Source organism: Rhodopseudomonas palustris, from assembly GCF_007005445.1.
Taxonomy (GTDB): Bacteria; Pseudomonadota; Alphaproteobacteria; order Rhizobiales; family Xanthobacteraceae; genus Rhodopseudomonas; species Rhodopseudomonas palustris_G.
Map to the genome: position 1 here is coordinate 2,494,986 of NZ_CP041387.1, position 21,416 is coordinate 2,516,401.

The 21,416-nt window shown below is 66.7% G+C and carries 18 protein-coding genes; 3 read left to right on the forward strand and 15 right to left on the reverse strand.

All coding sequences use genetic code 11. The annotated features are described in order from the left end of the window. Positions 1 to 36 precede the first annotated feature (36 nt). The 3 genes from FLL57_RS11375 to FLL57_RS11390 form a co-directional block, all read right to left on the reverse strand. Positions 37 to 429, reverse strand: a complete 393-nt coding sequence (locus tag FLL57_RS11375; protein ID WP_013501963.1) for a Zn-ribbon domain-containing OB-fold protein — start codon at positions 427 to 429, stop codon at positions 37 to 39. After that, entirely contained in the window at positions 429 to 1,577 is a 1,149-nt protein-coding gene (locus FLL57_RS11380; protein WP_142882940.1) for a thiolase domain-containing protein, read from the reverse strand. Before FLL57_RS11380 ends, FLL57_RS11375 begins: the two co-directional genes overlap by 1 nt. Positions 1,578 to 1,829: 252 nt before the next feature. Continuing rightward, entirely contained in the window at positions 1,830 to 5,315 is a 3,486-nt protein-coding gene (locus FLL57_RS11390; RefSeq protein ID WP_142882941.1) for an indolepyruvate ferredoxin oxidoreductase family protein, read from the reverse strand. Between the two features lie 330 nt (positions 5,316 to 5,645). Between FLL57_RS11390 and FLL57_RS11395 the strand changes: the two genes are divergently transcribed. Continuing rightward, entirely contained in the window at positions 5,646 to 6,047 is a 402-nt protein-coding gene (locus FLL57_RS11395) for a hypothetical protein (RefSeq protein ID WP_013501960.1), read from the forward strand. Between the two features lie 224 nt (positions 6,048 to 6,271). Further along, positions 6,272 to 6,562 carry a GCG_CRPN prefix-to-repeats domain-containing protein gene (locus FLL57_RS11400; protein ID WP_013501959.1) on the forward strand — a complete coding sequence of 97 codons (291 nt, stop codon included), beginning with the start codon at positions 6,272 to 6,274 and terminating at the stop codon, positions 6,560 to 6,562. Positions 6,563 to 6,625: 63 nt separating this feature from the next. Here FLL57_RS11400 and FLL57_RS11405 read toward each other — a convergent pair whose 3' ends face one another. The 7 genes from FLL57_RS11405 to FLL57_RS11435 all read right to left on the reverse strand — a co-directional run bounded on the left by FLL57_RS11405 (position 6,626) and on the right by FLL57_RS11435 (position 15,287). After that, positions 6,626 to 7,435 carry a DUF1295 domain-containing protein gene (locus FLL57_RS11405; RefSeq protein WP_142882942.1) on the reverse strand — a complete coding sequence of 270 codons (810 nt, stop codon included), beginning with the start codon at positions 7,433 to 7,435 and terminating at the stop codon, positions 6,626 to 6,628. Positions 7,436 to 7,538: 103 nt separating this feature from the next. Further along, positions 7,539 to 8,087 carry a hypothetical protein gene (locus FLL57_RS11410; protein ID WP_142882943.1) on the reverse strand — a complete coding sequence of 183 codons (549 nt, stop codon included), beginning with the start codon at positions 8,085 to 8,087 and terminating at the stop codon, positions 7,539 to 7,541. 89 nt (positions 8,088 to 8,176) lie between these two features. Next, positions 8,177 to 9,910 carry a bifunctional protein-serine/threonine kinase/phosphatase gene (locus tag FLL57_RS11415; RefSeq protein ID WP_142882944.1) on the reverse strand — a complete coding sequence of 578 codons (1,734 nt, stop codon included), beginning with the start codon at positions 9,908 to 9,910 and terminating at the stop codon, positions 8,177 to 8,179. Positions 9,911 to 9,977: 67 nt separating this feature from the next. Next, positions 9,978 to 10,817, reverse strand: a complete 840-nt coding sequence (locus tag FLL57_RS11420) for a formate/nitrite transporter family protein (protein ID WP_013501955.1) — start codon at positions 10,815 to 10,817, stop codon at positions 9,978 to 9,980. Positions 10,818 to 11,207: 390 nt separating this feature from the next. After that, the gene (locus tag FLL57_RS11425) at positions 11,208 to 12,266 is read right to left on the reverse strand and encodes a lipase (protein ID WP_047309205.1); all 1,059 of its coding nucleotides are present in this window, start codon (positions 12,264 to 12,266) and stop codon (positions 11,208 to 11,210) included. 433 nt (positions 12,267 to 12,699) lie between these two features. After that, a complete protein-coding gene (locus FLL57_RS11430) occupies positions 12,700 to 13,557 on the reverse strand; it encodes an SDR family oxidoreductase (protein WP_047308686.1) in 858 nt (285 codons plus the stop codon). A gap of 197 nt (positions 13,558 to 13,754) precedes the next feature. After that, on the reverse strand, positions 13,755 to 15,287 hold the full coding sequence (locus FLL57_RS11435; RefSeq protein WP_013501952.1) for an acyl-CoA carboxylase subunit beta: 1,533 nt from the start codon (positions 15,285 to 15,287) through the stop codon (positions 13,755 to 13,757). A gap of 269 nt (positions 15,288 to 15,556) precedes the next feature. Between FLL57_RS11435 and FLL57_RS11440 the strand changes: the two genes are divergently transcribed. Then, complete coding sequence (locus FLL57_RS11440) at positions 15,557 to 16,003, forward strand: DUF4260 domain-containing protein (protein WP_047308687.1); 447 nt, start codon at positions 15,557 to 15,559, stop codon at positions 16,001 to 16,003. A gap of 1 nt (position 16,004) precedes the next feature. On the opposite strand, the gene FLL57_RS11445 is transcribed toward FLL57_RS11440, so the two are convergent. The 5 genes from FLL57_RS11445 to FLL57_RS11465 form a co-directional block, all read right to left on the reverse strand. Continuing rightward, a complete protein-coding gene (locus FLL57_RS11445) occupies positions 16,005 to 16,280 on the reverse strand; it encodes an EscU/YscU/HrcU family type III secretion system export apparatus switch protein (RefSeq protein ID WP_012496627.1) in 276 nt (91 codons plus the stop codon). Then, positions 16,277 to 18,067, reverse strand: a complete 1,791-nt coding sequence (locus FLL57_RS11450) for a flagellar hook-length control protein FliK (protein ID WP_142882945.1) — start codon at positions 18,065 to 18,067, stop codon at positions 16,277 to 16,279. Before FLL57_RS11450 ends, FLL57_RS11445 begins: the two co-directional genes overlap by 4 nt. Before the next feature lie 68 nt (positions 18,068 to 18,135). After that, positions 18,136 to 18,924: an ATP12 family chaperone protein gene (locus tag FLL57_RS11455; RefSeq protein WP_142882946.1), complete on the reverse strand. Its 789-nt coding sequence runs from the start codon at positions 18,922 to 18,924 to the stop codon at positions 18,136 to 18,138. Positions 18,925 to 18,942: 18 nt separating this feature from the next. Then, positions 18,943 to 19,311 carry a hypothetical protein gene (locus FLL57_RS11460; protein ID WP_047308690.1) on the reverse strand — a complete coding sequence of 123 codons (369 nt, stop codon included), beginning with the start codon at positions 19,309 to 19,311 and terminating at the stop codon, positions 18,943 to 18,945. A 163-nt stretch (positions 19,312 to 19,474) separates the two neighbouring features. Next, positions 19,475 to 20,830 carry an RluA family pseudouridine synthase gene (locus FLL57_RS11465; RefSeq protein ID WP_142882947.1) on the reverse strand — a complete coding sequence of 452 codons (1,356 nt, stop codon included), beginning with the start codon at positions 20,828 to 20,830 and terminating at the stop codon, positions 19,475 to 19,477. Positions 20,831 to 21,416 lie beyond the last annotated feature (586 nt).

Here is a 21,416-nt window from a genome sequence, read left to right on the forward strand (position 1 = left end):
GAGACGCGCGCTTGCGCGCGCTCCTCAGGATGAGGTTCACACAGCCGTAAAGAACGGCAACGGCGCGCCGCCGTCGCTGGGCTTGAACACCACCTTGACCTTGGTGCCGATCTTCAGCGATGCGAAATCGCAGTCGACGAAGTTGGTCAGCACCGACGGACCTTCCTTCAGCGTGACGTAGCCGATCGCGTAGGGACCGGTCGGCGACTTGCGCATCAGGCTGTAGCTGTAGATCTCGCCTTCGCCCTTGCTCTCTTCCCACACCGTCTGGTCGGAGAAGCAGAACGGGCACAACGCGCGCGGGAAGTAATGCGCTTCGCCGCAAGCGGTGCACCGCTTGATCAGCAGCTTGCCTTCGGTCGCCGCATCCCAGAACGGCTTGGTTTCGGCGTTGCCCTGAGGCGCGGGATATTTCACGGGGCTGTTCATCACACGCGCTCCAGAATGCAGGTCGAGGCGGCGTGGCGGATGCCGAGCATGCCGCCGGTGCCATGGGCGATCGCAAGGTCGCAGTTCGGCACCTGCACCTTGGGATGCGCCTCGCCGCGGAGCTGGCGCACGGCTTCGAGCAGCTTGGTCATGCCGCCGCGATTGACCGGGTGGTTGCTGCACAGACCGCCGCCATCGGTGTTGAACGGCAGCTTGCCGACGCCCGAGATCAGGTTGCCGTCGGCGACGAATTTGCCGCCCTGCCCCTTTTCGCAGAAGCCGAGATCTTCGAGCTGCATCAGCACCGTGATGGTGAAGCTGTCGTAGATCGAAGCGTACTTGATGTCCTTCGGCGTGACGCCGGCCATCTCGAACGCCGGCGGCGCAGACCACACGCCGGCCGAATGGGTCAGATCGAGGTTGTGGCCGCCGCGCGGCCCCTTGATCGCCTCGCCGGCGCCGATCATCCGCACCAGCGGCTTCTTCAGGCTGCGCGCGATCTCCTCGGTGGTGACGATCAGCGCACCGCCGCCATCGGTGACGACGCAGCAATCCATCCGGTGCAGCGGATCGGCGATCAGCGGCGAGTTCAGCACGTCCTCGACGGTGACGACGTCGCGGAGCATCGCGTGCTCGTTGTACTGCGCATGATGCGAGGCCGCGACTTTGATCCAGGCGAGCTGTTCGGAGGTGGTGCCGTATTGATGCATGTGACGCGCGGCGCACATCGCATAGACGTTGTGCGTGGTGGCGCCATAGGCCAGTTCGAAGTCGCCTTCGGCGCCGACCGGGCGCGGCGGCAGCGCGCCGGTCCGCGGCTTGCCGGCCAGCGTGATGAGCGCGACCGAGCAGCGGCCGGCGGCGATCGCCTCCGCGGCATGGCCGAGATGCACCAGATAGGAGCAGCCGCCGGTGTCGGTCGAATCGAAATGGCGAACCTTGAGGCCGAGATAATCGACCATCGCCATCACGCCGCCGGGCGCGTCGCCGGCGCAGAAGTAGCCGTCGATGTCGGCCTTGGTCAGGCCGGCGTCGTCGAGCGCACCTTTGGCGACTTCGGCGTGGAGCTGGGCGATGGATTTATCGGGCGCGTGGCGCGTGGGATGTTCGTAGATGCCGGCAATGTAAGCCTTGCCTCTTATTGTCAACGCAGTTCTCCGCTGGCGTTTGGTCGGACGGTTTTTGTGACCGCTCCACGCGACCTTGGCAAGCGTGTTCGCGCGCAGCCTCAATTACCACGTCACGGAATGTTCTGAGACCGCATCGTCACAGTGAGCCAGAGGGAAAGAGCTCTCCGTCATTGCGAGCGAAGCGAAGCAATCCAAGGCCCAATGCACCGGGCTCCTGGATTGCTTCGTCGCTGCGCTCCTCGCAATGACGTGGAGAGGATGTTGGCCGACCTACTCCGCCGCCATCTGCCGCGGCGGAGCGGGTTGCGGGTCGCGCAGGTTGGCGCGGAGTTCGGCGAACCGCGGCGCGGTGTCGTCCACCGACTTCTGCTTGATCGGGCCGTAGCCGCGAATCCGGTCCGGCATCGCGAGCAGCTCCACCGCGGTGTCGATCGTCGCCGGCGACAGATGCTGCAGCACGCTGGCGACATCCGCCTCGTAGTCGGCGATCAACTTCCGCTCCAGCTTGCGCTCGGGGTGATAGCCGAACGGATCGAGCGGCGTGCCGCGCAGGAAGCTGAACTTCGCCATCGTCCGGAAAACCGGGCGCATCCCCTCCCCGAAGTGACGCTTTTTCGGCCGGCCGGTGAGATCGATGCCGGGCAGGATCGGCGGCGCGAGGTTGAAGCTGATCTTGTAGTCGCCTTCGAACTGGTCGCGGATCTGCTGTTCGAAGCCCGGCTCGGTCAGCAGCCGCGCCACTTCGTACTCGTCCTTGTAGGCGAGCAGCTTGGCGTAGTTCAGCGCCACCGCACGTGGCAGCGCCTCGCCGTAGCCGCCGGCCTCCGCGGCGCTGCGCACCGTGGCGACCAGATCAGCGTAGCGCTTGGCGAGCCGCTTGCCCTGATACGAGGTGAGCAGAGCGCTGCGATGCGCGATGATCTCGTCCAGCGACATCTCGCCCTGAGTCTTGCCAGTCGTTGTATGGTCCGCGCCCTGCAGCAGCGAGGCCAGCCGCGCCGGATCGGCGGCGGCGAGCCGGCCGAGCCGGAACGCCTGGGTGTTCATCTTGATCGACACGCCGTTGAGTTCGATCGCCTGCTCGATCGCTGTCGCCGACAGCGGCAGCAGCCCATGCTGATAGGCAAAACCCATCATCATCATGTTGGTGGCGATCGAGTCGCCGAGCAGCGTCTCGGCTGCCTTGGTGAAATCCAGGAACGCGGAATCCTTACGCAGCGCGGCTTCCAGTACGCTGTTGACCTTGCGGGTCTGGAAGTCGAAGTCGCGGTTGCGGATGAAGTCGGCGATCGGGATCAGATGGGTGTTGACGACGCCATGAGTGCGGCCGGCTTCACACAGCGACAGCGTCTCCTTGGAGATCGCCATCACCTCGTCGGCGACGATCAGCACGTCGGCGGTGCCCGTGACGATCCGCGAACAGGTGACGTCCTCCGGCTTGTCCGACAGCCGGACGTGGCTGAGCACCGCGCCGCCCTTCTGCGCCAGGCCCGACATGTCGAGGATCATCGACGCCTTGCCTTCGATATGCGCCGCCATGCCGAGCAGCGCGCCGATCGTCAGCACGCCGGTGCCGCCGACGCCGCCGACTGCGACGTTGTAAGGCTTATCCAGCCCCGGCCGCGTCGCCGGCTCCGGCAACGAACCGAGATCGCCGAGATCGACCGCCCCGCGCTTACGCAGCTTGCCGCCGTCGATGGTGATGAAGGACGGGCAGAAGCCCTTGAGGCAGGAATAGTCCTTGTTGCAGGTCGACTGGTTGATGGCGCGCTTGCGGCCCAGCTCGGTCTCCAGCGGCTCGACCGAGATGCAGTTCGACTGCACCGAGCAATCGCCGCAGCCTTCGCATACCGCGGCATTGATCATCACCCGGCGCGCCGGATCTTCCATCAGGCCGCGCTTGCGGCGCCGGCGTTTCTCGGCCGCGCAGGTCTGCACGAACACGATCGCGGACGCGCCCTTGATTTCGCGGCACTCCTTCATCACCGCATCGAGCTCGTCGCGGTGGCGCAGATGCACGCCCGGCGCGATGGTGTCGGCCGGATAGGCGTCGGGATTTTCGGAGACCAGATAGATCTCGCGGATGCCTTCGGCGTGGAGCTGGTAAGTGATCTGCTGCGGCGACAGATCGCCGTCGTGGCGCTGACCGCCGGTCATCGCCACCGCGTCGTTGTAGAGGATCTTGTAGGTGATGTTCGCCTTCGAGGCGATCGACTGCCGGATCGCAAGGCTGCCGGAATGGAAATAGGTGCCGTCGCCGAGATTGGCGAAGATGTGCTTCTCGTCGGTGAACGGGGCGATGCCGACCCACGGAACGCCCTCGCCGCCCATGTGGGTGAAGGTCTCGGTCGAGCGATCCATCCAAAGCGACATGAAGTGACAGCCGATGCCGGCGAGCGCGCGGCTGCCTTCGGGCACCTTGGTCGAGGTGTTGTGCGGACAGCCCGAGCAGAAGTAAGGCGTGCGGGCGATCGGCACCACCGCCTGGACCTGCGAGGCGTCGCGGCCATGGAACCAGTCGGCCTTGGCGCGCAGCATCTCGGCGATCGTCGGATCGATCTCCATCGCCAAGAGCCGGTCGACCATCGAGGTCGCGACCTTGGCGACGCTCAGCTCCTCGGCAAACGGCAGGAAGCGATGGTTGCGGTCGTCCATCTTGCCGATCACGCGTGGCCGATCGCGCATCCCGAACAGGAGCTGCTTGACCTGGTTCTCGACGATCTCGCGCCGCTCTTCGACCACAAAGATCTCTTCGAGCCCGCGGGCGAATTCCTGCACGCCTTCCGGCTCCAGCGGCCACGGCATGCCGATCTTGTACAGCCGCAGCCCGATCCGGGCGGCAACCTGCTCGTCGACACCGAGCTCGCGCAGCGCCTGGCGCACGTCCTCGTAGCTCTTGCCCGAGGCCATGATGCCGAACCGCGCGTTCGGCGAATCCATGGTGATGCGGTTGACCTTGTTGGCGCGGGCGAAGGCGATCGCGGCGAAGCCCTTGTAGTCCTGCAGCCGGCGGTCCTGATCGTAGCGATCATCCGGCCAGCGCAGATTCAGCCCGCCCGGCGGCATCTCGAAGTCGGTCGGAATCACGAACGGCTTCATCTCGTCGGCGAGATTGATCTCCGCGGTGGTCTCCACCGTCTCGGTGATCACCTTCATGCCGACCCAGCAGCCGGAGTAACGCGACATCGCGATCCCGAGCAGCCCCATCTCGATCATCTCGTGGATCGACGACGGATAGAGGTACGGCATCAACGCCGCGATGAAGGCGTGGTCGGACTGATGCGGCACGGTCGACGACTTAGCGCCGTGATCGTCGCCGGCGAGGCACAGCACGCCGCCGTGCTTGGCCGAGCCAGCGGCGTTGGCGTGGCGGAACACGTCGCCGCAGCGGTCGACGCCCGGGCCCTTGCCGTACCAGATGCCGGTGACGCCGTCGTACTTCGCGCCGGGCGACAAATTGAGCTGCTGCGTGCCCCAGATCGCGGTCGCGGCGAGATCTTCGTTCACGCCGGGCTGGAATTTGACGTTGTACTGTTCGAGATGATGGCGGGCGGCGACGAGCTGCTGATCGTAGCCGCCGAGCGGCGAGCCGCGATAGCCGGTGACGAAGCCGGCGGTGTTGAGGCCGGCCGCGCGGTCGCGCCGGACCTGCGCCATCGGCAGCCGCACCAGCGCCTGGATGCCGGTGAGGAAGACGTGTCCTGAGTGCTGCGTGTATTTCTGATCGAGACTGATCGGTCCCTGGTCGATTCCCATCCGGCCCTCGCGAAAGGCATTGGACCGCAAGGGCCATTCGGCCGCTGAAGCGGTCTCTGTTTCGAAACAGTCTAAGCTGGTTTTTCCGCCTCGCGCACCACAAAAAGCCGCGCGTTCAAGGCATTCCGCCTGTTCGCATTTTGATGTCTCAAAAGCCGCATCCCGCTTGCATGAAGTGCCGCCACGTCGCGGCTCGGCGAACGATCATGTCCGGTGCACCGCAACACGTTCCATGCCTGACGAAGGCGATTCGACCGGGAACCGCGGACTACGCTGGGAACGGAAGGTTTGACGATGGATTGTTGCAACGAAGCCGAAAGGAGGACCGATATGGCACGCCACCCCGATGACCCGTACCGCAGCGGTACCGCAGGCGACGATCCCCGCACCCCGTCACAGCTCGACAGCGATTTGCAGGCCGACCCCGAGATGCGCGAAGGCCCGGTGACGGCGGGGCGGCTGGCGCTGGCCGCCGTGGCGATCGTGCTGGTGTTCGGCGCGGTGATCTATGGCATGAGCGGATCGTCGACCGATCCGGCCACCAATCCGGGGGTCGCGACCCAGACCTCGCCGCCGCCGCCGAGCCAGACCGGCGTGAGCAATGCGCCGCCGGTGCCGCCGGGCGTTCGCGACGTGACGCCGCGCAACGCCGAGGGAGACTCCGGCATCACCACCGGTGCGGCGCCGGCCCCGACCGCGCCGCCGAGCACACCCACCGGCCGCGGTAACTAAAGCGACCACATCCTCAACAGAGGTCACTCGCAATGCGGCGACAGCACCAAAGCTGTTCGCCGCATTGTGCCTTCTGCCGTACCAAGCACCACTGGCGCATTCATGCCTCGTTCAGTCCGAATCGGCTAGACGATCATCCGGGGACGAATGAACGGATGCGGCCTCGATTCGAGGACCGCGCCACCAACGCAAGCCGTGCATCGGACTGGAAGGAACAAGATTAGATGAAGAAGATCTTTGCCGCCGCTTTATTCGCCGCGACGCTGGTCGGAGCCGGCGCAGCCAACGCCATGCCGCTGGCGCCGCTCGGATCGGCCGCTACCGGCGACGTGATCCAGGTCGCTCAGGGCTGCGGCCCGGGTTGGGCTCGTGGTCCCGGCGGTCGCTGCCGTCCGATGTATCGCCGTCCCGCCTACGTCCGCCCGCCGGTGGTCGTTCCGCCGCGCGTGGTCGCGCCGCGCGCCTGCCCGCCCGGCTACGCCTGGCGTCAGGGCCGCTGCTTCCGCCGGTTCTGATCGGTCAGCAAACTGGTCTCGAAAAGCCCCGCTTCGCGCGGGGCTTTTTTTCATTCAGCCCGATCAGCGGAAGCTGAAAAGCAATTTGCGCAGGCTGTAGAGCGGCACCCACGGCAACAGGATCGGGACGCGGCGGACGTAGTCCTGATAGTCGGAGCGGTCGCTGTAGCGTTCGTCCTGCTTGCGCTCCAGCCCGGCGGCCGCGGCGGTCATCAGCGCTTCGATGTAGATCAGCCCGAGCAGCGTCAGCGCCCAGGCCCAGCCGGAGCCGTAGGCCGACAGACCGGAGAACCACACCCCGAACCAGAACAACATCTCGCCGAAGTAATTCGGGCAGCGCATCGTGCGATACAGCCCGGTGTCGCAATAATGCGACGGATGCACGGCCTTGTAGCGATACTTCTGCCAGTCGGCGAGGCTCTCGATCCATAGCCCGGCGACCATGATCATCACTCCGAGCGGCACCGACACCGGCCACACGCCCTCGGCCTGCAGCGACAGCGTCAACAACGCCGGCAAGAACAGCAGCGTGAACAGCAGGCTGACGCCGAGCCAGATCGCGATCTTGTGCCACAGCTTCAGCTCAGCGGTGCGTCGCTCGGCACGCGCCAGCTCGGCCGCATAGATCGGATTGCGCTCGCGGATCGCCAGGAACAGGCCGAGCCGGAGGCCGTAGGCCAGCAGCAGCACGAGCTGCAGCGTCACCCAGCCCGACATGGTGCCGGAAAACAGCAGCACGAACACCACGCTCTGGGACGCGATCGCGCCAGCATAGCACAGGCTGACGAAGTAATAGACCCGCCGGAAGCCGGGTGCCGCAACGACGAGGCAGACAGCGAACGCCAGCGCTACGAGATGCCACGGAATCGTCATGTCGGTGCACGTCCTTGTCCGGTGAGCGTCCTTATAGGCCGCCCGGACGTTCGGAGCTATGTCCGGCATCAAAGCCAGCGCCGGCCGCCGAGACGTCGCCCGGCTATTTCGCCGTACAACGCTGCCCGGGAACGCGGCTGTCGCAGACGCGCGAGACCTCGAAGAACCGCGTCCACAGCTTGCGCTGTTTGGCGTTCGGCTCGGCATCGGCCGTCAATCGCAGCGCGTAGAAATTCTCGCGGCCCTGCACCGCCTTCCACCAGCTCAGCGACGGCTTGCCGTCGTCCTTGGCGCTCGGGCAGCTCTCGCTCCACATCACCATCGGATACAGGTTTTCGTTGCCGTGCCGGAGCTCTTCGAACCGGGCGCCGGGACAGTCCGCCGTCGCCGCCTTCTGCCGCGCGGCGCGATAGGCCTCGGGAGACTGTTCGGTCTGCCTGAACAGCGTCTGCGCGGTTATCCGCGTCGTCGCGCTGGCGATGTTCTCGCTGCCCGGCACCAGCACCGTGGTGCGCTCGCTGTCGTTGCTCGCCTCGGCGACCACCTTGAAGCCCTTCGGTGATTGCAGCAGCAGTTTCTCGGTGTCCGCGGCGCGCGAGCTGCCGGCGGTGACGAGGGACGCGATCAGGCACAGAACGGCAACGCGGAGCATGAACGGTGAGCCCGGATGGATTGAGGCGGCGAAGCTTGCCCGAGAACCGTGCCCTATTCAATATCACCGGTGACAGCAGGCGCGCTCAGTCAGATCCCGCCGTGCAGCCGCGCCAGCAGCCCCACGATGATCAATGCCAGCAACGCCGACAGAAGCTGCCAGAACAGCAAGGGATTGCGCGCGGCGAGCGGCTGCGGCCGGGCGGCGAGATAGTCAGCCCGCGGATGCCGCAGATCGTGCACAAATTCCGACAGCGCCGGATAGCGCTTGGCCGGATCGAGACTGACCGCGCGTTGCAGCGCGCGATCGATCCAGACCGGCACCTTCGCATTGTGGTCGGCGGCCGGGCTATAACGCAGCTTGCGGGATTTCAACGCCTGGTTGGCGCGTGCCAGCTCGGCGCCGTAGGGCAGCCGACCGGTCAGCATCTGATAGGCGATCACGCCGAGCGAGAACTGATCCGACAGCACCGAGCCGCCCTGCCCGGCGAAATATTCCGGTGCCATGTACTGCACGGTGCCGAGCAGTTCGTCGCCACCGGCCGGCCCGAGTTCGGCGACGCCGGAGACGCGCACCGAGCCGAAGTCGATGATCTTCACCGTGCCGCTGCGATCGATCATCACGTTGGCCGGCCGCAGATCCTGATGCACCATCTCCTTGCGGTGGAACGCGTAGAGCCCCCTCGCGATCTGCTCGATCAGGCTGCGGACGGTTTCGAGCTCCGCGCGCGGATGGTCGATCATCCACTGCGCCAGGGTCTGGCCTTCGATGTATTCGAAGGCGACGTAAAGATAGCTGCGCGGCCGCTGCACGGCGCGCGGCTTCAGCACATGCGGGCTGTCGATCCGCCGCGCGATCCACTCCTCCAGCATGAAGCGCCTGCGAAAGTCGGCATCGTCTCGCAGATCCACGGACGGCGTCTTCAGCGCCACCAGTTCGCCGGTCGCGATATCGGCCGCCAGATAGATGTGGCTCCGGCTCGAGGCGTGAAGCTCGCGGAGGATGCGGTAGCCGTCGAACTCGGCGCGCGGTTCGAGCTGCGGCGGCAACGGCAATTCAGCGGCGCGGCCGAACAGATCGGCGGCCTCCGCATCCGGAACCGCATCGATCCGAACCACCTGAACGGTGAGATTGTCGTCACTGCCGTTGGCGAACGCCTCGCCGACGATCGCCCGCGCCGCGGCGTCGAGGTCGTCGCCGTGCTCGCGCAGCGCCCGCACCACGAAGCGCTGTGCGACGTGCTCGTACACGCCGTCGGTCGCCAGCACGAACACGTCGCCGGGCCCGATCGCCACCGACCGGTAGTCGATCTCGACCTGCGGATTGACGCCGAGCGCACGGCCGAGATAGCTCTGCTCGGCGGACAGCCGCACCCGATGATCCTCGGTGAGCTGCTCCAGCGCGGCGCCGGCCAGCCGATAGATCCGGCTGTCGCCGATGTGAAAAAGATGCGCTGCCGCTCCTTTGATCACCAGCGCGCTCAGCGTGCAGACGTAGCCCTTGTCGCGGTCGTAGCGATAATCGCTGCGCCGGGTCTCGGAGTGCAGCCATGAATTGGTCGCGGCGATCACCCGCTGCGCCGAGGATTTCACCGACCACGCCTCGGACGTGCAGTAGTAATCGGTCAGGAAGCTCTTCACCGCGGACTCGCTGGCGACCTGACTGACGTCGCTCGACGAGATGCCGTCGGCGAGCGCGATCGCGATGCCCTTGGTGGTGAGCAGCGGCTCGGCCGGGATCAGCGCGCCGTAGAAATCCTGGTTGACGGGCTTGCGTCCCGGCGACGAAGCCTGCCCGATCGACACTGTGAGCTGCTGCGCCATGCGCCCTGCTGCGAAACGAGTAACGGGAGCTTCACCCCGGCCGGCGAAGCTCCCGAACCCGAGCGGTTTACGCCGCAATGCGCGGCGACGAGACCGGCGCGATGCTGCGCTTCGCCGCGGTGCGGACGTGGGTGGTGTAGAGCGTCAGCCCGGTGAAGGCGAGCCCGCCGACCAGATTGCCGAGCACGGTCGGGATTTCGTTCCAGATCAGATAGTCGAGGATCGAGAACTTGGCGTGCAGCATCAGGCCCGACGGGAACAGGAACATGTTCACCACCGAATGCTCGAACACCATGTAGAAGAACACCAGGATCGGCATCCACATCGCCAGCACCTTGCCCGGCACCGTGGTCGAGATCATCGCCATCACCACGCCGGTGGAGACCATCCAGTTGCACAGCACGCCGCGGAAGAACAGCGTCGCCATGCCGGCGGCGCCGTGCGCCGCGTAGCCGAGCGTGCGGCCCTCGCCGATATTGCCGAGCGCGGTGCCGACCTTGTCGGGCGCCTGGCTGAAGCCGAAGGTCGTCACGAACGCCATCAGGAACGCCACCGTCACCGCTCCGGCGAAATTGCCGATGAATACCAGGCCCCAGTTGCGCAGCACGCCGCCGATCGTGCAGCCCGGGCGTTTGTCCAGCCAGGCCAGCGGCGCCAGCACAAACACGCCGGTAAGCAGGTCGAAGCCGAGCAGATACAACATCGTAAAGCCGACCGGGAACAGCAGCGCGCCGATCAGCGGCTGGCCGGTGTTGACGTTGATGGTCACCGCGAACCAAGCGGCGAGCGCCAGGATGGCGCCGGCCATGTAGGCGCGGATCACCGTGTCGCGGGTGGACATCAAGATCTTGGACTCGCCGGCGTCGACCATCTTGGTGACGAATTCAGAAGGCGCGAGGTAGGACATCTGCTCCGTGCTCCGTTTGCTGCTGAAAAGGCCGCGTCGGAACGCACAAGCGACGGGAGCAACATGGGAGCGGAGTCTGGGCGACGCCGCGGCTCTCCTGATGGAGAGCTGTCCCATTGCTGTCTGCCGGACACCGGCTTGGGCAATTCTCGGACGGCGGTCGTCGTTGACCGGAACTTACTAAGCAATCGCCGTGCCAGCGGCTGACGGCTCTGGCTACGCGTATTTCCCCGAGAAATTCCTCAGATCACGCTGCACCGGCCCCGCCGCTGGGCTGCGCCGATGCCCAGAGTCTGCGCAACCGGCCTGCGCATAGCTCGCATTTGAGGCACCTCTCAATCCGACCACGGCGGCCCGATGCTGCCCGAGCTATCGTCAGTTCGCCGGGAGTTACTTCGGAAGGATCCGGGCCAGCACCCGCTCGATCCAACTGTCGCCGGGGTCGGTGCCGGGCGGCAGCGGCAGCGGACGCGCCCGGCTCGGCCATTCGACAGCCGGCCCGGCCGCTTCGAGCAGCCCCGCGGCGAGATCCGCCATGCTGTGTTTGGCGACGCCGTGCCCGCCGGCGCCGAAGCTGAACCGAACCGTCCGGATCTGCGGGTTGAAGGCGTCGACCGGATAGAGCTGGGTCATCAGAAACCGCAAATACGCGAGGATCTCGCCGCGCTGATACACCCGATCGATCACGAGCCCGATCGCGTTCTGCGGGCCGTTGACGCCCGGATCGTAGTATCCGGTCACGGTCGAGGGATCGAATGCGTAGACTTCGCGGATGCGGCCGTCCCTGTAGGCGGCCTGCTGCGCCAGCCCGCCGCCGAGCGAATGCCCGACCGCGACGATCCGCGGCGCCGGCCGGCCGTGGACAACCAGCGCCCGATCGAGGATCGGTCCGATGTGCCGCTGCACCTGCCGATATTGATCATCATACGGCAGGAAACGCGTCACCCAGCGGAAGTTCGCCATCCAGTCGTCGGCCTCACGAAAATCGGTGCCGCGAAATGCGACGACGATCTCGTTGCGGTCCTGGTGGCCGAACACCTTGTAGCCGAGCCCGCCGAGGGCCTTGCCGCCGCACCCGCCCTCGCCCTCCGGACACGGCAGCGGCCCCTCGCCCTGCTCAATCAGCGCCCAACCGGCGGACCAGCCGCCCAGCAACTCGGCGGTGACCCGCGCCAGCGCCGGATCGTTCGGCGCCGGGCGCCTCAGTAGTTCCTGCAGCTTCGGCGGCCCCTCGCCGCCGTCGCGGTCATAGGCCCACAGCGCGAACAGCGCATAGGGCAGGTAATGACCGGCATAGGCCGACGACGGCAGGTGCGCCTCGCGATAATCGCCGACCCGGACGAACATCTCGCCACTGTTCTGGCGATAGCTGTCGAACGAGCCGTGCCACCACAACCATCCGGCCAGCGCGGCCGCAGCAACCAATCCAACAATCACCAGGGCACGCATCGAGCTCTCCTGGACTTGGTATCGATCTATGGACTACGAGTAGCGCTTCATCGATTGAAGCGAATCTGGCCCTTCCCAAGGGGAATACTGACTTCTCATCCTAAGGAGCCCGGCAAAGCCGGCCGTCTCGAAAGATGAGGCCACGCATGAACCCGCGGCACATGGTTCGAGACGGCGCTACGCGCCTCCTCACCATGAGGCCCTGCCTACCGTCAGCATTCGGAAAAGCGTACGTAGTCCCATTTCCATCAAAGAAGACCAGCTCTGGCAGCGTGCCGATCGCCGCAATTCTGGCGACAAGGCGCAACCCGCGATCAAATCAATATGTCCTGATTTGCAGCCGACCGCCAGCCGCGCATGCACGCGGATCGCTACAACTAACGATCAAACGATCGACCTAGATACCGTCGCGGCATCATAGCTCTCCGCACCGCTAAGCTGGCCCCTCGCCGAGCGCTCGCAAGGCCGAGAGTCCTTCACGATAGGATGGATAGGCTAATGTAACCCCCAATTCTGTGCGGATCAGGTCGTTCCGGACCCGGCAATTCTCCAGATAGAAGCTGCGCGCCATCGGAGACAGCTCGGCGTGCTCGAAAGCAATTTCAGGAGGCGGTGTTCGTCCGCAGAGGTCCGCTGCGAATTCGACGACCTGCTGCGGCGGCGCCGGCTCGTTGTCGGTCACATTGTAAATGGCACCGGGGCGCGGTCGCGAAAGTGACGCAGCGACCACCGCGGCGATATCGGCAACGTGAATTCGATTGAAGACCTGGCCGGGCTTGATGATACGCGTCGCCGTTCCGGCTGCGAGCTTCTCCAGTTGGTTTCGGCCCGGGCCGTAGATCCCTGACAGACGAAAAACTTGCGCTCCTAATGCCAGCCAGCGCTGCTCGGCAGCGATCCGGAGCTGCGAGCGGGGTTTTTCGGAGGTCGCAGGCGTTGTTTCGTCGACCCAATTGCCGAGGTGATCACCGTACACGCCGATCGTCGAAAGATAGCCGATCCACCGCGGCCTGGAATCACTGGTGATCGCGCCAGTGAAGGACGCCAGAACCGGATCGCCGGATTCATTCGGAGGCACCGACGACAGAATGGCGTCGCTCGACTTGATATCATCAGCGATCAGTGGGTCGACATGAGAGGATGAAAACACCCGTGCCGTGATCCCGCGCCGGCCCAACTCTTCGGCCTTTGCGCTTGTTCTGACGGTTGCAGCGACCTCGATCCCGGCGCCCTGCAAATGCTGCGCGATATAGCTGGCCGAATAGCCCAAGCCGAAAATCAGAATTCTCATCCGGACATCATTTTCATCTGGGAATGACGATGCGCAGGATACCAAACATCCGGGCCGATGGCTGCGTCCTTATGAGTCCGCGTCCTGGTTGGGCCATCAAAATAGGCCAGGCCAGGAGCTTCGCGTCAGCTCAAAAACACAAAGGGCGGTGATCGTGTCGCGATCACCGCCCTTTTCGACCAAATGAGTCGATGCCGTTACAGCGGCATGTTGTCGTGCTTCTTCGCCGGGATTTCCATCTTCTTGTCGCGCAGCATCGCCAGCGCGCGGGCGATGCGGCGGCGGGTGGCGTGGGGCATGATCACGTCGTCGATATAGCCGCGCTCGGCTGCGATGAACGGCGACAGGAAGCGGTCCTCGTATTCCTTGGTGCGCGCCGCGATCTTGTCCGGGTCGTTCATGTCCTGGCGGAAGATGATCTCGACTGCGCCCTTGGCGCCCATCACGGCGATCTGCGCGCTCGGCCAGGCGTAGTTGATGTCGGCGCCGATTTCCTTCGACGCCATCACGTCGAAGGCGCCGCCATAGGCCTTGCGGGTGATCACGGTGACCAGCGGCACGGTGCACTGCGAGAACGCAAACAGCAGCTTGGCGCCGTGCTTGATCAGGCCGCCGTATTCCTGCGCGGTGCCCGGCAGGAAGCCCGGCACGTCGACGAAGGTGACGATCGGAATGTTGAAGCTGTCGCAGAACCGCACGAACCGCGCCGCTTTTCGCGACGCGTCAGAGTCGAGCACGCCGGCGAGCACCATCGGCTGGTTGGCGACGAAGCCCACCGTGCGACCGGCGATGCGGCCGAAACCGGTGATGATGTTCTTGGCGAAGGTGTCCTGCAGCTCGAAGAAGTCGCCCTCGTCCACGACTTTGAGGATCAGCTCCTTCATGTCGTAGGGCTTGTTAGGATTGTCGGGGATCAGCGTATCGAGCGAAAAGTCCTCACGCTCGATATCGTCGAAGCTCGGCCATTCCGGTACGCCTTCGGACGAGCTCGCCGGCAGGAAGTCGAGCAGCCGGCGCATCTGCAGCAGGGTCTCGACGTCGTTCTCGAACGCGCCGTCGGCGATCGACGACTTGGTGGCGTGCACCGAGGCGCCGCCGAGTTCTTCCGGGGTGACGACTTCGTTGGTCACCGTCTTCACGACGTCGGGGCCGGTGACGAACATGTAGCTGGTGTTCTTCACCATGAAGATGAAGTCGGTCATCGCCGGCGCATAGACGTCGCCGCCGGCGCACGGGCCCATGATGACGCTGATCTGCGGGATCACGCCGGAGGCCTGCACCACGCGGCGGAACACGTAGGAGTAACCGGCGAGCGCCGCGACGCCCTCCTGGATGCGGGCGCCGCCGGCATCGTACAGGCCGATGATCGGGGCCCGCGCCTTCAGCGCCATGTCCTGGATCTTGGTGATCTTCGCCGCGTGGGTCTCGGACAGCGAGCCGCCGAACACGGTGAAGTCCTTGGCGAACACGAACACCTTGCGGCCGTTGACCGTGCCCCAGCCGGTGACGACGCCGTCGCCGGGGATCTTGGTCTTCTCCATCCCGAATTCGGTCGAGCGGTGCTGGACGAACATGTCCATCTCCTCGAACGAATGCTTGTCGAGCAGCAGGTCGATCCGTTCGCGTGCGGTGAGCCGGCCGCGGGCGTGCTGCGCGTCGATGCGCTTCTCGCCGCCGCCGAGCTTGGCTGCCGTGCGCCGTTCGTCCAATGCTTCCAGGATGTGCTTCATGATCAATAAGCCGAATTTCTTTTCTTGGTTGGGCGTGCGGAGCTTTTGCCCTTGTTTCACCGCAACAATCAAGGCCTTCTAGCACGGGCGTTTCGCGCGGGGAAACCGCCTAGGACCGCTCCGGCCTAGCGCTTTCGGCGGGCTTTGGACCGATCGGCGCGCCGGCAGCCCCGCACCGCCGCCAAATCCGCAACGGCCGGATGCGAAACCGCGATGGCGCGGTGCGCCGAACCCTCCTATATCGCGGGGCCGCCACACGGAGCCGCCCGATGACCACCGCCCCGCCCACCGCCGATCCGACCATGGCCCATCCGACCATTGCCGATCCGACGGTGGCCAATGGCGGCGTCCTGACTGTACTGCGGGCCGAGGGGCTGGCGCTGTTCGTTGGGTGCACGTTGTTCTATGTGATCTCGGACGCGCCGTGGGAACTGTATGCGCTGCTGTTCTTCGCGCCAGACTTGGGCTTTCTCGGCTATCTGGCCGGCCCGAAGGTCGGCGCGGCGGTCTACAACGCGCTGCATTCCACCATCGGGCCGCTGCTGCTGGCGATCGCAGGGATCGTGCTGCTGGCCCCCTATGCCGGCACCGTCGCGATGATCTGGCTGGCGCATATCGGATTCGACCGCGCGCTCGGCTTCGGCCTGAAATACAACGCCGGCTTCCGCTTCACCCATCTCGGCCGGATCGGCAGGGCGCCGGCCGGCCAGCCCTGAGTCAGCGAACCGGGCCGCGCCCCGACAGCCGCAGCACGAAGGCCAGGACCTCGGCCACCGCCTTGTACAGCTCCTCGGGGATTTCATCGCCGAGTTCGACGTGGGACAGTGCGCCGGCGAGCATTTCGTTCTCTTCGATCGGAATGTCGTGCTGTTTGGCGACTTCGATGATCTTGGCGCCGAGCACGCCTTTGCCCTTGGCGACCACCCGGGGGGCGCCGGCATAATCGTAGTGCAGCGCGATCGCGAGCGGATTCTTGGTGTCTGTTGTGGTCACAGCGCGCGGTCCAGGAAGTGGCCGGCCGCCGCCGGGCGTGGCGCGGGCGGCGCGCCGTCGCGCACCACAATATCGCCGGGCACCAGATCGGCGCGGGCGAGCGCGCGGCCGAGCTCGGCGGCGCCGGCGCGCAGTTGCGCGGTGGTGGCGGGGCGCTCCGCCCACAGCCGCACCATGGTCTTCTCCCCGCGCAGAGAGATCAGGGCGTGCACCGGGCCGGCGGGCTCGACATCGAGCGAGAACCGCGCCTGCCATACCGTACCGCCGGTGTCGCCGGGCTGGGCCGCCTCGTCGCGGTCACGCGAAATCGCGAATTGGGCCACCGCGGTCCCGTGCGGGGTGGCGAGCGGAATCTCGAAGCTCCAGCGCGGCGGAGCGGCCTCGACCCGGGCCGCGGCGGCGTCGACCCGGTCCGGTAGCGAGGCGACCTGCAGCAGCGTCTGCCGCGCCAGCGCGCCCTCGGTCTCGGTCAGAATCCGGCGCAAATTGGTATCCGGCGCGGCGCGTGGATCGAGATTGGCCGGCATCACCGGCTGGGCAGCCGGCAGCGCGCCGGGAAACGGCGGCGGCGGGGTGTTGGTGCGGGCGATACCGCTGTCGTCCTTGACGACCCGGTTACCGGTCAGCGCCGGCAGCAGCGACAGCAGCACCGGATTGCTGAGCCCGGCCTTGGCGAGCACCGCGGCGGTCTGCGGATCGGCCTGCAGCGCTCGCTGCAACGCGCTCAGCGTCGCCGCGCTGCCGGCGGCGGTCTCGGCCTGCGCGGCGGACGCGGTCGCCGCGGTCGCGGTGCCGGTGAGCTGGGCGATGACGTTCTTTACCAGCGACTGCTCGGCGGTGGACGCGGCTGCGCCCGCGGCGGTCGAGCCCGCCAGCGAGGCCAGCGTCGGCGACGCGGTCAGCGGCAGCGCGGGGGTCGCGCCGTTCGCGGCGGTCGCCGCCGTCCGCCCGGTGAGGCCGAGCAGATCGGCTTCGGCTTTCAGCTGGGCGGTGAGCGCCAGCAGCGAGGTGCCCTGCCCGTTCTGCAGCACCGGTGTCGCCGTGGTGCCGCCGGCCTGCGCGGTCGCAGCCCCGAGCGCGGTAGTGAGCACCTGGCGCAGCACCAGCAGCGCCGCCTTCAGATCGGTGGCCGCGCCGGTGCCGGCTGTCCTGCTCGCCAGCGACGCTTCGAGGAAAATCCCGGAACTCTGAAATGCCTTCTGGATATCGGCGCCGGTCAGGCCGCCTGCGGTCGGCAATTGCTGCGCCAGCACCTGCGCCGCGGCCTCGCGCACCGCCGCCGGCATCCCGCCGGACTTCGCGGCCGCGCCGAGATCGGCGAACAGCGCCGACAGCCCGGTCTGCTGCGTCACCGCGGTCTGGGCTGCGGTCGCCACCGCGGCCGCCTGCTGCGGCGTCAGCGCCGGTGTCGCGGCCGGCACGATGCTCGGCGCCGCCTGCGCAGAAGTGACGACGATCGCCTGCGGCCCGAGCGTGACGCGGTCGACCGCCGGGCCGGACGCCGCCAGAGCGGCTTGCGCGGTGGTGGTGGTGACCGGCTGATTGACGATCGCGAGCCGCACCCCGGCGTCGGTCTGCGACACCGACACCTGCAACGTCTGCCCGGCCTGCAGCGGCACCTGGGTGGTGGCTTCGACGGTCTGGCCGCCGATCGCGATCCGCACCTGATTGTTGTCGCCGACCGACAGCACCTTGGCCTGCAGCACCGCCCCGGGCTGCAGCAGCAGGTCCGCCGTGACGCCTTGCAGGGCGACGAGGGGAAGGTTCGGATTGACCGAAATCGCCATCGCTGTCCTTTGCGGGCGGCCGCTGAATCGCGATCCGATCAGACTAAGCGAGGGTCGTAAACCCGCCGTTAACTTCTCCGGGAACCCAGCGCCGCAATCACCTGGGCGGCGGCGGCGAACTCCGCCTGCTTGGCGGCGCGGCGCGCGGCGACCTCCTCGTCGAGGCCCCATTGCTCGATGTTCCAGTCCTCGTCGACATGCGCCGCCGCCCACACCTGATCGGCGTCGAGCCGGCCATGCGCTAGCGCCAGCGCCAGCAGCGCCGAGCCGGTGATGGTGGTGACGACGTGCAGCGCGCCGAGCAGCCAGGGATCGGCCGGCAGCGCCGCGCGCGCCGCGGCACGCGCGGTCTCCGGCTGCGCGGCGTGGACGATCCCCTGCGCCAGGATGAAATGCGCGCCGAACGCCTCCGCCGCCCAATACAGCACCGGATCCCAATGCTCAGCTTCGCGCGCGATCAGTTCCTCCGGGTGCGCGGCGCGATAGCACAGCAGATCCGAACCGAAGTACTTGGCGATGTCGTCGGTCACCGCCTCGATCCGGCCGGTGACGCCGTCGATCACGCTGTTGGCGAGCCGCGTCAGCGGCATCGTCGACGGGTCGATGGTCTCGCCCTGCGCCTGCCATTCGGCGGCGATCGCTTCGGCGAGCGCGCGATCCGGCGCCGCCAGCGCGTGACGCGACGGCGTCTTGATCGGGCGATCGTCGAGCCGCACCGCAAAGCCGCCGCCCTCGCTCTCGGCGACGCCGGCGCTGGTATAGAACCGCTTCGGCAGCTGCGCCCGGCTGGTGCGCCGCACCGCTTCGTTGGGATCGAGCTGCGACTTGCCGGCCACCTCGTCGAACAGATCACGCATCCTGGTTTCTCGACTGAATCACTGATTGGCACAGGCGCGCGAATAGGCGGCGCGCTCGCTGGCGTTGAGCCCCATCGCGGCGCCTTCGTCGAGGCAGCGCGAAATCCGGTCGCCGAAATGGCCGCGCTGCTGCAACTGCGCCTTCGGAAGATCCGGCGCCGGCTGGATCCGCTCGTGGGTGAGCGGCGGCGGAGCGGCGAGTTGCGGCACCTTCGGCACGGTGATCACCGGCGGCGGCGCCGATGGCGGCGGGGCCGGCGGTGGAATCGCCGAGGGCGCGGCGCCCGGCAGCACCACCTGCGCGGCTGCGGGGGCAGCGAGCGCTGCGATCAGCAACGCACTGGCCATCAACCCGAGTACCAGAGGCTTCAGACCCCGGTTCGTCATAACCGGGCTTGTCCCGGCCATCCACGCCTTCTTCGGCAGACACGCTGCAAGACGTGGATGCCCGGGACAAGCCCGGGCATGACGGGAGAGTGAGTGGAGAGGAAGCGTTGCCATCTTGGCCATGTCGGCATCGCCGCGCGCGGACGCAAGCCGGCGCACGCCCTCATTCTTCCGGCGCATGTTCGATCGGATCGAACCGGTCGTGCTCGAGGCCGAGCAGGTTCCAGCTCTGCAGCATATGCGGCGGCAGCGGCGCCGAGACGTCGATCACGCCGCCGCGCGGATGCGGGATCACGATCCGCCGCGCCAAGAGATGCAGCCGGTTCTGCAGGCCGCCGGGGAGCTGCCAGTTCTCGATGTTGAAGTACTTCGGATCGCCGACGATGGCGTGGCCGATATGCGCCATGTGGGCGCGGAGCTGATGGGTGCGCCCGGTCACCGGCTTCAGCGACACCCAGGCCAGCTTCTGCCCCGAGGTCTCGACCACCGCGTAGTAGGTCACCGCGTGGCTGGCGCCGTCGTCACCATGCTTGGCGACGCGCATGATCGAATCCTCTTCGCTCTCGTCCTTGGCCAGATAGGTCGAGATCCGGCCCTGCTTCGGTTTCGGCACGCCCGCGACCAGCGCCCAATAGATCTTGCGCGCCGAACGGTGGCGGAACGACCCGGTCAGCGCGGTCGCAGCGAACCGGGTTTTGGCGACCAGCAGACAGCCGGCGGTCTCCTTGTCGATCCGGTGCACCAGGCGCGGCTTCTGGCCCTTACTGTCGCGCAGCACTTCCAGCATCTGGTCGATGTGCCGGGTGGTGCCCGAGCCGCCCTGCACCGCGAGCCCGGCCGGCTTGTTCAGCACCAGCACGTCGGCGTCTTCGAACAGCGTCATGGCCTTCAGCGTCTGAAGGGTCTTCTGCTCGACCTCGGACAGATGCCCGTGCGGCTTCGGGGTATCGAGCTTGAGCGGCGGAATCCGCACGCTCTGGCCTTCTTCGAGCCGGTCCTTCGAATCGGCACGCTTGCCGTTCACCCGCAGCTCGCCTTTCCGGACGATGCGCTGGATGTGGGAGAACGACAGGCCGGGAAACCGCGCTTCGAGGAAGCGATCGACCCGCATGCCGTTTTCGTCGGCGGTGACGGTGACGGTCTCGACCTTGGTCGGCAGCGGCGCGTCGGGCTTGGCGGCCTTCTCGGGCTCGACTGTGGCCTCGGGGCGCTGCGCGCGCGGCGGACGCGTGGCGGACGAAGCGCCGAACCGCGCCGGCGGACGGCCGGGACGCGCGCTCTGCGGGCGATCGGACACGGGACGTTCAGCGGCCGACCGCTCGGCGGCGGGACGCTTCGTGGCAGGCCGCTCGGCGCGCTCGCCACGCGGCCGCGCCGAGATCGGACGGCCGTCCTCGCCGCGATTACCGCGGACCGGCCCGCTGGCAGCCGGCCCCCGCTTCGTGGCCGGCCGGCCGCCTTTCGGGCGATCGCCGCCGGGACCGCGCTTGGCGAGGGGTTTCTTGGTACGACGGCTCATAGGATGAAAGCTCCGGGGTTGAGGCTGTGCCTAGCGCAAAAGCGCCATCGGGTCACGGCCGGAATGCGGTGCGCTGGCGCGTGGCCTGCCCGGTAGCCCGGATGAGCGCAGCGACATCCGGGACCGCCGCGCGGCGCGGAGCCGCGGCTCGGCGGAGCGCCGAAAGGCGCACCTTGGTCGTGGTTGCCGCAGCGTGATCACCGGATCGCCGGCAATCAGAGGCCGCGGAAACGCCTTCCGGCGCTCCACCGTGGCGATTTTTCGCTTCGGGGCCGTGCTTCCGGGCGCAGGTCCGGGTAATGAAACCCTGTTGATCCGGCGGAATTTCTCTCGCCTTCGCCTGTGCCGCGTCCAGCCAACTAACAAGTGGCAGAGCCCCGTAATGGGCCCGGACGGCAACCCGAAGCGCCCCGAGTGCGGAGAACACGTCTGCCCCCGCCCGCAGGCGCCACGACCCGCCCCACTCCAAGACGCCTCTAGAAGCGCCCCTCATGGACGGGACGGATGTGGGTATATAATCCTATAAGAATTTTATCAAGAGTCAGGCAATAATGAAATCTGAGCATCCGCCCGTGATGACCGCGAG

What these genes read in the sequence shown, in the direction of transcription:
- FLL57_RS11375 (WP_013501963.1), bottom strand. Translation starts at nt 429, where the DNA reads ATGAACAGCCCCGTGAAATATCCCGCGCCTCAGGGCAACGCCGAAACC.
- FLL57_RS11390 (WP_142882941.1), bottom strand. Translation starts at nt 5,315, where the DNA reads ATGGGAATCGACCAGGGACCGATCAGTCTCGATCAGAAATACACGCAG.
- FLL57_RS11395 (WP_013501960.1), top strand. Translation starts at nt 5,646, where the DNA reads ATGGCACGCCACCCCGATGACCCGTACCGCAGCGGTACCGCAGGCGAC.
- FLL57_RS11400 (WP_013501959.1), top strand. Translation starts at nt 6,272, where the DNA reads ATGAAGAAGATCTTTGCCGCCGCTTTATTCGCCGCGACGCTGGTCGGA.
- FLL57_RS11405 (WP_142882942.1), bottom strand. Translation starts at nt 7,435, where the DNA reads ATGACGATTCCGTGGCATCTCGTAGCGCTGGCGTTCGCTGTCTGCCTC.
- FLL57_RS11410 (WP_142882943.1), bottom strand. Translation starts at nt 8,087, where the DNA reads ATGCTCCGCGTTGCCGTTCTGTGCCTGATCGCGTCCCTCGTCACCGCC.
- FLL57_RS11415 (WP_142882944.1), bottom strand. Translation starts at nt 9,910, where the DNA reads ATGGCGCAGCAGCTCACAGTGTCGATCGGGCAGGCTTCGTCGCCGGGA.
- FLL57_RS11420 (WP_013501955.1), bottom strand. Translation starts at nt 10,817, where the DNA reads ATGTCCTACCTCGCGCCTTCTGAATTCGTCACCAAGATGGTCGACGCC.
- FLL57_RS11425 (WP_047309205.1), bottom strand. Translation starts at nt 12,266, where the DNA reads ATGCGTGCCCTGGTGATTGTTGGATTGGTTGCTGCGGCCGCGCTGGCC.
- FLL57_RS11430 (WP_047308686.1), bottom strand. Translation starts at nt 13,557, where the DNA reads ATGAGAATTCTGATTTTCGGCTTGGGCTATTCGGCCAGCTATATCGCG.
- FLL57_RS11435 (WP_013501952.1), bottom strand. Translation starts at nt 15,287, where the DNA reads ATGAAGCACATCCTGGAAGCATTGGACGAACGGCGCACGGCAGCCAAG.
- FLL57_RS11440 (WP_047308687.1), top strand. Translation starts at nt 15,557, where the DNA reads ATGACCACCGCCCCGCCCACCGCCGATCCGACCATGGCCCATCCGACC.
- FLL57_RS11450 (WP_142882945.1), bottom strand. Translation starts at nt 18,067, where the DNA reads ATGGCGATTTCGGTCAATCCGAACCTTCCCCTCGTCGCCCTGCAAGGC.
- FLL57_RS11455 (WP_142882946.1), bottom strand. Translation starts at nt 18,924, where the DNA reads ATGCGTGATCTGTTCGACGAGGTGGCCGGCAAGTCGCAGCTCGATCCC.
- FLL57_RS11460 (WP_047308690.1), bottom strand. Translation starts at nt 19,311, where the DNA reads ATGACGAACCGGGGTCTGAAGCCTCTGGTACTCGGGTTGATGGCCAGT.
- FLL57_RS11465 (WP_142882947.1), bottom strand. Translation starts at nt 20,830, where the DNA reads ATGAGCCGTCGTACCAAGAAACCCCTCGCCAAGCGCGGTCCCGGCGGC.